This window comes from Flavobacterium sp. FPG59 (assembly GCF_002150205.1).
GTDB lineage: Bacteria > Bacteroidota > Bacteroidia > Flavobacteriales > Flavobacteriaceae > Flavobacterium.
Map to the genome: position 1 here is coordinate 1 of NZ_MTCA01000159.1, position 7,225 is coordinate 7,225.

Sequence of the window (7,225 nt, forward strand, 5' to 3'; positions counted from 1 at the left end):
GGTTGCTGGTATTTGAAAAGATAGAAAAAATAGATAATTTTAAACCTATTACTAAAAATTTAGGCTAATTCAAGCATAAAAAAATGCCGCAAAATAGAAGTTTTGCGGCATTAAAAGAATGGGTTATTTTTGATGTTTAGTGAGTATTGTGTTGATCTGTTTACAATCGGATGCGGAATGTACTTCTAGCAAATCTCTTGTTTTTCCGTTTTTCAACGTTAGAAAATATTTTTTTCTACCAAACGAAACACGTTCCTCAATTCCTATTATTTGATTTAAAGGAATATTTTCTGTAGCCGTTTTTTTGAAATAATAAAGATACAATCCTATGGCGGTTACCATACCTAAAACCAACCAAATCAATTTCATAAATCCAAAAGCAACTTGAGCATTGGATAAATTTAAGATTGCATTGACAAAAGTCACAATCAGTAACAACCGTACTATAAGAAAATGGCTCTTTAAACCGTCTTTAATTTCAAGCGAAGCAGTTGCTTCATTGTATTTTAATTTCATGTGAAAATTAACTACTGTTTAAAAACGTTGTTTTCTTTTTTAATATCGGCCATTAAACTACTCGGGTCGATGGTAATGCTTTTAATTCCCGATTTTGATTTTGGAATGTTGAGTTCGTAAGTAGGATACGCCCAAGCCCAATCAGAAAGTACCGTTCTTTTAATTGCTGGGTACGGATTTTCTTTTTCAAAACTCATCATGCGCAAAGGCACATAAAAACTTTCTACTGTTCCATCTGTATATTCTACAAGCAAATCAATTGGCATTGGCATTCTACCAATTCGTTCTAAAATTACTTTAGTTTGACCTGCATTCTCACTTACTTCTTTAATGCCGTAATCAATAGTGTTGGTTGTTTGTGTCCAATCTGTTAAATACCAATCTAAGTTAGCACCTGAAACTCTTTCAGCTGTTCTTTTAATATCATTCGGCGTAGGATGCTTAAATTTGAAATCGCTATAATACTTTTTCAAAGTCTTCATCAAATTGTCTTTCCCAATCAAATAAACTAATTGTGTCAAGAAAAGTTCTCCTTTACTGTACGAACTAATACTGTACACTCTGTTCTCATCAAAACGATCGGCGTGTGTTCCTTGAGGTAATTCTTTACCAGAATTTACCATTGAAAAATATCCTGTGTAGCCACCTGCAAATGGGTTTTGTGCTTTTTTCTCTGCAACTTCGTTCATTCCTAGGTCTTCTAAGAAAGATGTAAATCCTTCGTCCATCCAGCCGTGTTTAGATTCGTTGGAGGCCAATACGTGTTGGAACCAAGAGTGCGCCATTTCGTGAGCTGTTACGCCCAACAATCCTTCAAATTTTCCTTGACCCAAAATCAAAGTACACATGGCATACTCCATTCCGCCATCTCCACCTTGAATTACTGAATATTGTTTGTACGGATAATCGCCCACGGTTTTGTTGTAAAACTCCATCAATTTTACAGTTAACGGCTGTAAATTTTTCCAGTTTTCAATGTATTGCGGATTATTTTTGTACAAAAAGTGAATGTCAACACCGTTTGGACCTTTGGCAATATCATGAATATAGTTTTTATCAGCTGCCCAAGTAAAGTCGTGAACCATTGGTGCTTTAAAATGCCATGTTAGTGTTTTTGCTTTTTTAGGAATGGAAACCACTGTGCCTTGATCTTGGTAACCATGACCAATTTCATTTGGATTTTGCAGGTAACCCGTTCCACCTAAAACATAATTTTTATCAATCGTAATTTTTACATCAAAATCGCCCCAAACACCATGAAATTCTCTAGCAATGTATGGATCTGCATGCCAACCTTCAAAATCAAATTCGGCAAGTTTTGGATACCATTGCGCCATTGACAATTCAACACCCTCAGCATTATTGCGTCCTGAACGACGAATTTGTACTGGAACTTGACCGTCAAAATCTAGTGTAAAAGTAGTTTTTGAGTTGGGTAGCATTGGCTTAGCCAAAGTAACTTCAAGTATAGTTCCTACTTCTTTAGCAGATGCAGTAACACCATCTTGCTTAAAATTCGTTACGTGCAAAAAACCAATTTCGTTAGGCTTTAAGTTTTTGATACGGCTTTCTTTAATTTCTTTGTCGCCTACTTTAACTTTAGATACCATTCTGCCATCAGGATCTTTAATGTTTTGGATACGTGCATCCATTTCGCTACCTGGCTGAAAAGCATTGTTAAACAAGTGGTAATATACTTTTCTAAGTGTATCCTGAGAGTTATTAGTATACACTAACTCTTGTGTGCCTTTGTATGTATACGTTGATACATCCATGGTAACCGCCATTTTATAGTCAACATGTTGTTGCCAATAATTTGAATTTTGTGCCCATAGATTGCCAAAGCTAGACACTAAGATGATGCATAAAAGTAGTTTTTTCATATTTAGTTAAAATAAAAATGGAAGGACAATTTGTCCTTCCATAAAATTAAGTTTTTTATAATTTATTTTGACATTTTCTCTGCCATTAATAAAGCGTTGTATGCATTTACAATTTTACCTGATTTTGATAATGTTGAAAACGAACGTTTGTCAGTTGCTTTTCCTCCAACAATAACTTCGGTCGTAATAGCTACACCAGATTCCATTAAGATTTGTTTTACTTGTTTAGCCGATAATTTTGGATAGTACGAACGAATCAATGCTGCAACTCCTGCAGTGTTTGGCGCAGCCATTGAGGTTCCCTGCAAATATTGGTATTCGTTGTTTGGAGTAGTCGCATAGATTTTTACACCTGGTGCAAAAACATCTACATTCAGTTTCCCAATGTTTGAAAAACGTGCCACAACTTTGTCTCCGTATTCAAAATTTAATGCTCCAATAGTAATTACATTATCCGCAAACTCTTTTACTTTATCTTCAGAGTCATTTGGAAAATTCTCAGCAAAATCGATGTCTTTTGCGTCATTTCCTGCTGCATGTACAAACAATACATCTTTTTTCTCAGCATATTTTAAAGCATCATAAACCCATTGTCTGTGTGGTGAAAAGCTTTTTCCAAAACTTCCGTTGATTACTTTAGCACCATTATCAACAGCATAACGAATCCCTAATGCAATGTCTTTATCGTACTCATCTCCGTCTGGAACGGCACGAACGGTTAAAATTTGAACGTTGTTAGCCACTCCATCTCCTCCTAAACTATTGTTTCTAGACTGTGCTACAATTCCTGCTACGTGCGTTCCGTGCAAAATTTCGTTTTTGTCTGGACCCATCACATTATTGTTACCATATTTAGTATCGTTAATGTCGTTAGGATTATCTCCTACAACTTTACGGTAATCTGTTTTAAGATTGTCACCATTAAGAAGTGCCTCTTGAGCGTCTCTTTGTTTTTGAACCGCTACCTTAAGTTCAGCAACTGGTAAGCCATACCCTAACATTTGTATCATTGTTGCTTTACTTTTAAGCAAGTCTTGATCCTGAGTGTCTATTGCCTTTACTTCATCAACAGTATATACCGTTTTACCTAAATGTTTTGCAACTGCGGCATCACTTGATGTTAATGATTCAATCATTTCTGAAGAGCGCTTCTTTACTGTAGCTGCATCAGCAACTTTTTTATCATTTAAAGCCTTAGCTTCTAGGTATGTTTTTTCATCTACCAATGATTTGTCCTTGATGATTCTTTCGTATTCTAGATTTTCCTTTGTAATGTCTCCCAAGAAATTCCAACCATGAATGTCGTCTATGTAACCATTCTTGTCATCATCTATTCCGTTACCCGCTATTTCTTTGGCATTAGTCCAAAGAACTGATTTTAAATCTTCGTGTTCAATATCAACACCCGAATCTACAATACCTACAATTACAGGTACACCTTTTTTATCTTTCAATAATTCAGCGTATGCTCTGTCAACGCTCATTCCAGGAATGGTATCTGTTACTATATCTAGGTGACTCCAACGTTTTAAATCATTTTCAGTAAGCGCCGCCTTCTTTTTTACATTTAAAGGTGCACTAATGGTAACTAAATTAGAAGTTGAAGCACTTGAAACTTGCTTTGCTGCTCCACAACCTACCAATGCTAAAAAAGCAAAAGCAGAAATGTAAATGGGTTTAATGGTATTCATTTGTTTGTTTTTGTTAATTTTTGAAATATTGGTCTAAAATAATTGATTTTGTTACACAAATAAAAGGATTAACACTATGTTAAGATTTCGTCACAGCGATATACCTCTCCTAGACGAACTCCTTTTTCAGTTTGTACCACAGTAACTATTTCATTATGCGCATCGTGTTCTAAAAATAAATAATGGTTTTGATCTACGGCAGCGTGCAAAAATTTACTTTTTTCTGGCATGGTTAGCAATGGTCTTGTATCATAGCCCATTACATAAGGTATGGGTATGTGTCCGGCTGTAGCCAATAAATCAGCGCAAAAAACGATGGTTCTACCTTTATATTGAATGTGCGGAATCATCTGTTTTTCGGTATGGCCGTCCACAAAAAAGATTCCAAATCCTAATTCTGATTTTTCAAGAAAATCACCTTCGGGTCTTTGTATAAAATGCAATTGACCACTTTCTTGCATGGGCAAAATATTTTCTGACAAGAATGAAGCTTTCTCCCGCGGGTTGGGTTTTGTAGCCCATTCCCAATGATTTTCGTTGGTCCAAAACTTAGCGTTTTTAAAGGCTGGTTCGTATCCCGTTTTGTCTTTATTCCATTGTACACTTCCACCACAGTGGTCAAAATGCAAATGGGTCATAAACACATCCGTAATGTCATCTCTGTGAAAGCCGTATTTTGCCAAGGATTTATCTAAAGAATGTGAACCCCATAAAGAATAGTATCCGAAAAATTTATCAGATTGTTTATTTCCCATTCCAGTGTCTATCAAAATCAAGCGGTTTTCCTCTTCAATTAATAAACAACGTGCTGCAATATCAATGAGGTTATTGGCATCAGCAGGATTGGTTTTATTCCAAATGGTTTTGGGCACCACGCCAAACATAGCGCCACCATCTAATTTAAAATTACCCGTTTCTATTGGATATAGTTTCATAGTGTATCAAAATTGTTGGCTCTAAAATTAAGCATATTTATTGATACCGAATTAAAAGTGTGTAAAAACAAATTGCACCTGAACCAATACACAACTGAGGTGTAATGATTTAAGTGCAATTTGGTTTTGTATTATTTTTTTAATCTCTGAAATAATTGTTGCAGCTTACTATTTGCTTCAACTTGGTGCGGAGTAGATTTAACCAATTGGCTAGTGGTTGAAATGCGTTGTTGGGTAACAGGATGAGAACTCAAAAACTCTGGGACAATGGCATCACCTTCATCTTGTAGTCTTTTGAACAAGTTCAACATTCCGTTTGGATCTACTTTGTTTTTAATCACAATAGCAAAACCTTCTCGATCAGCTTCTTGTTCAAACTCACGCGAAAAGGATAGCGACTGAAAACTGTTTACGTTATCGCCTATGGTAGCCATAATTCCGTTAGCATCTCCTAAAATTGCCGAGATAAAAAGATATCCAGACAGGTTGCGGCATAACATTTTCATGGAATGCCTGTGATTAACGTGGGCTGCCTCGTGTCCCAAGAGCGCCACTAACTCATCGTAGTTTTTCATCTTGTTTACAATTCCGGAATAAACCACAATGGTACCATCTGGTAAAGCAAAAGCGTTCACAATATCCTCTTCTACAAAAATGAATTTCAAGTTTTTTTTGTTGTTCAATTGTAGCTCTTTTGCGAAAGCGTTTAATACTTTGGATTTATCCGAAGCTACATCTGAGAACAGTAAATTATCACTGATAAACGTTCCGCTCATGGTATCATCAAAACTCTCAGGAATAAGGACTACTGATTTTTCGCCAACCCAAGGTATGGCATACAAATAAGTCAGTCCGATTAAGGCAAAAATAACTAATGCCAAAACGAGATGCATCTTGAAACCAGAAGCAAGCAATTTTTCATACCAATTGATATGGTTGTTTTCTTTCCTGAATTTCTGAATGGCTGCTGCAAATGTAGCATCGGTTATTTTGAGGATTGTAACTCCATCAGTACTTTGTTTTTGCAACTGCAAAGAGTTTCCAAAATTTTCAAAACTAACAGCTGAAATCAACCACCGCTCATGATGACCTGTTTCGGTTTCAAAAAGAATCATGCCTTTTTGCGTATCCAAAAACAGTGAACAAGGCTGCGGAACAGCTGATTTGCCATCAAAAAAAATTCCTACGGACTGATTACTCATACTTTATACTATAAAATCAATGTCTAAAAAGTCGCTAATATCGTCACCTGTTGCGTCTTTAAAATTCTCTTCGGTTTGTTGCAAAGTGTTTAAATCTATCGTGCCATCAAGTTCAATATGATCAAATATAAACTTCATAGTTCTCGTAACAACCCAAGCATAACCAAGACCAAGCGTAAAAATAATCATTAACAAATTAATAATTATAAGACCTATAAAATCGGCTCCCGTAGCAGTTGATGTAAATTCAATTCTTTTGTCGTCTTTATGTAGCGATAAATTATTAACATAGTACTCAAAAATATCTTTTTGCCACCAAAAAGAGTAAATTCCCAAGGTTATAACACTTAACAAGTAACCTTTAATGTTCATTAATAAATAATCCCCACCATCACCATCGTAATTCATTTCGGCATCACCAAAGCGAATGTTGCTCAAAACATAACTACGCAGGTTCATTTTAAACCAAGAACTATAAATACCAAGCGTTATTACAGTGTAAAAAATCCATTTAAAAAAAAGTTTAACAAATTCATTCCTATCGCCTCTGTAACCAAAACGAACACCACGCCAAGATGTTCTAGACATTCTATACTTATAAGAACCGTGAATTGCTAATGGCATAATAGCTATCACTATCAAATAAAACGATATCAATCCTACTGAGGGTAGGTCTAAATAAATGAAAAGGCTTAAAATCCCAAACAAGATTGCAAATATTATAATAACTTTTATAAAACCCTTAAACATTTCTTTCCCAGTACCATGAAAAGCAAAAGCATCATCATTTAAAGTTGTTTGCCCAAACATAAATTGGAGCGTTTTGGCTTTCGCCCAAGGATAATAAATTCCTAATGTTACAATTGTTAAAAGCCAATTGACGATTACGATTCCAAAAAAAGCTTTGCCTTCTCCCTTAAAATCTAATTTGTACTCCATCTTTTTAGGTAAAATTTCTTCCATAATAAGTTTGTTTTAGTTATTTGTAAGTTATAAGG

Annotated in this window: 6 protein-coding genes; all 6 read right to left on the bottom strand. The window is 35.3% G+C overall.

The features are described 5' to 3' along the window. Positions 1-123: 123 nt before the first annotated feature. A complete protein-coding gene (locus FPG59_RS12175; protein WP_086454866.1) occupies positions 124-516 on the bottom strand; it encodes a hypothetical protein in 393 nt (130 codons plus the stop codon). 11 nt (positions 517-527) lie between these two features. Next, a complete protein-coding gene (locus tag FPG59_RS12180; RefSeq protein ID WP_086454867.1) occupies positions 528-2,399 on the bottom strand; it encodes a M1 family metallopeptidase in 1,872 nt (623 codons plus the stop codon). Between the two features lie 62 nt (positions 2,400-2,461). Further along, complete coding sequence (locus FPG59_RS12185) at positions 2,462-4,090, bottom strand: S8 family peptidase (RefSeq protein WP_086454868.1); 1,629 nt, start codon at positions 4,088-4,090, stop codon at positions 2,462-2,464. 74 nt (positions 4,091-4,164) lie between these two features. Further along, positions 4,165-5,025, bottom strand: coding sequence for an MBL fold metallo-hydrolase (locus FPG59_RS12190; protein ID WP_086454869.1), 861 nt, complete (start codon positions 5,023-5,025; stop codon positions 4,165-4,167). A gap of 131 nt (positions 5,026-5,156) precedes the next feature. Then, the gene (locus FPG59_RS12195) at positions 5,157-6,227 is read right to left on the bottom strand and encodes a M48 family metallopeptidase (RefSeq protein WP_086454870.1); all 1,071 of its coding nucleotides are present in this window, start codon (positions 6,225-6,227) and stop codon (positions 5,157-5,159) included. Positions 6,228-6,230: 3 nt separating this feature from the next. Then, entirely contained in the window at positions 6,231-7,190 is a 960-nt protein-coding gene (locus tag FPG59_RS12200) for a YjgN family protein (protein ID WP_086454871.1), read from the bottom strand. Between the last annotated feature and the right edge of the window lie 35 nt (positions 7,191-7,225).

Coding starts and splice junctions, on each gene's coding strand:
- FPG59_RS12175 (WP_086454866.1), bottom strand. CDS start 516: ATGAAATTAAAATACAATGAAGCAACTGCTTCGCTTGAAATTAAAGAC.
- FPG59_RS12185 (WP_086454868.1), bottom strand. CDS start 4,090: ATGAATACCATTAAACCCATTTACATTTCTGCTTTTGCTTTTTTAGCA.
- FPG59_RS12200 (WP_086454871.1), bottom strand. CDS start 7,190: ATGGAAGAAATTTTACCTAAAAAGATGGAGTACAAATTAGATTTTAAG.
- FPG59_RS12180 (WP_086454867.1), bottom strand. CDS start 2,399: ATGAAAAAACTACTTTTATGCATCATCTTAGTGTCTAGCTTTGGCAAT.
- FPG59_RS12195 (WP_086454870.1), bottom strand. CDS start 6,227: ATGAGTAATCAGTCCGTAGGAATTTTTTTTGATGGCAAATCAGCTGTT.
- FPG59_RS12190 (WP_086454869.1), bottom strand. CDS start 5,025: ATGAAACTATATCCAATAGAAACGGGTAATTTTAAATTAGATGGTGGC.